The sequence below is a fragment of the Pseudomonas sp. NPDC087804 genome (genome assembly GCF_044742965.1).
Taxonomy (GTDB): Bacteria; Pseudomonadota; Gammaproteobacteria; order Pseudomonadales; family Pseudomonadaceae; genus Aquipseudomonas; species Aquipseudomonas rustica.
The window spans coordinates 1-1799 of sequence record NZ_JBIUVN010000068.1 but is presented as its reverse complement, the minus strand read 5'-3'; the positions used below and the strand labels follow the sequence as shown (position 1 = coordinate 1799).

At 58.2% G+C, this 1799-nt stretch carries 2 protein-coding genes; both read left to right on the top strand.

What is annotated here, in order from left to right; translation table 11 throughout:
* Nucleotides 1-1556 (top strand): acetolactate synthase 3 large subunit (locus ACIOMO_RS27935; RefSeq protein WP_401244703.1); only part of this gene is annotated, 1556 nt, incomplete at its 5' end.
* 2 nt (nucleotides 1557-1558) lie between these two features.
* The coding region (gene ilvN, locus ACIOMO_RS27930) for an acetolactate synthase small subunit (protein WP_401244701.1) at nucleotides 1559-1799 on the top strand (241 nt) is incomplete at its 3' end.

Here is a 1799-nt window from a genome sequence, read left to right as displayed (position 1 = left end):
GGGCTGACGGCTACGCCCGTGCCACCGGTAAAGCCGGCGTGGTATTGGTGACTTCCGGTCCAGGCGCCACAAACGCCATCACCGGTATCGCCACGGCCTATATGGACTCGATTCCAATGGTGATCATTTCCGGTCAGGTGCCAAGCACCATGGTCGGCACCGACGCGTTCCAGGAAACCGACATGATCGGTATCTCCCGGCCGATCGTGAAGCACAGCTTCATGATCAAGCACGCTTCGGAAATCCCGGAAGTCATGAAGAAGGCCTTCTACCTGGCGCAATCCGGTCGTCCGGGCCCGGTCGTGGTCGATATCCCGAAAGACATGACCAACCCGGCCGAGAAATTCGAATACATCTTCCCCAAGAAAGCCAAGCTGCGTTCCTACAGCCCGGCCGTTCGCGGTCACTCCGGGCAAATCCGCAAGGCAGCAGAAATGCTTCTGGCGGCCAAGCGCCCAGTGCTCTATTCCGGTGGCGGCGTGATTCTCGGCAACGGTTCCGCACCGCTGACCGAACTGGCAAAAATGCTTAACCTGCCCGTGACCAACACTTTGATGGGCCTGGGTGGTTTCCCGGGGACTGATCGTCAGTTCATCGGCATGCTCGGCATGCACGGCAGCTACACCGCCAACCTGGCGATGCACCATGCTGACGTGATCCTCGCGGTCGGCGCGCGTTTCGACGATCGCGTGATCAACGGCCCGGCGAAGTTCTGCCCGAACGCCAAGATCATCCATATCGACATCGACCCGGCTTCGATTTCCAAGACCATCAAGGCCGACGTGCCTATCGTTGGCCCGGTTGAGAGCGTCCTGACCGAAATGGTCGCGATCCTCAAGGAAATCGGCGAGACCCCGAACAAGGAGTCCGTGGCCAGTTGGTGGAAGCAGGTTGATGAATGGCGCGGTGATCGCGGCCTGTTCCCTTACGAAAAGGGCGACGGCAGCCTGATCAAGCCACAAACTGTGATCGAAACCCTCTGCGAAGTGACCAAGGGCGATGCCTTTATCACTTCCGACGTGGGCCAGCACCAGATGTTCGCGGCGCAGTACTACACGTTCAACAAGCCGAATCGCTGGATCAACTCCGGTGGTCTGGGCACCATGGGCTTCGGTTTCCCGGCGGCCATGGGCATCAAGTTGAGCTTCCCGGATGACGACGTTGCCTGCGTCACCGGCGAAGGCAGCATCCAGATGAACATCCAGGAACTGTCGACCTGCCTGCAATACGGCTTGCCAGTGAAAATCGTCATCCTGAACAACGGTGTTCTGGGGATGGTTCGTCAGTGGCAGGACATGAGCTACGGCAGCCGTCACTCGCACTCCTACATGGAATCGCTGCCTGACTTCGTCAAGTTGGCTGAAGCCTACGGCCACGTCGGCGTACGCATCACCGAATCGAAAGATTTGAAGTCGAAGATGGCAGAAGCGTTCGCCATGAAGGATCGCCTGGTGATCATCGATGTTTCGGTCGACACCAGCGAGCACGTCTATCCGATGCAGATCAAAGACGGCTCCATGCGCGATATGTGGCTGAGCAAGACGGAGCGTACTTAATCATGCGGCACATTATTTCCTTGCTTCTGGAAAACGAACCCGGCGCTTTGTCTCGCGTAGTCGGCCTGTTCTCGCAGCGCAACTACAACATCGAAAGCCTGACCGTGGCCCCGACCGAAGACCCGACCCTGTCGCGTCTGACGCTGACCACCGTTGGCCACGATGAAGTCATCGAGCAGATCACCAAAAACCTGAACAAGCTGATCGAAGTGGTCAAGCTGGTGGACCTGTCGGAAAGTGCTC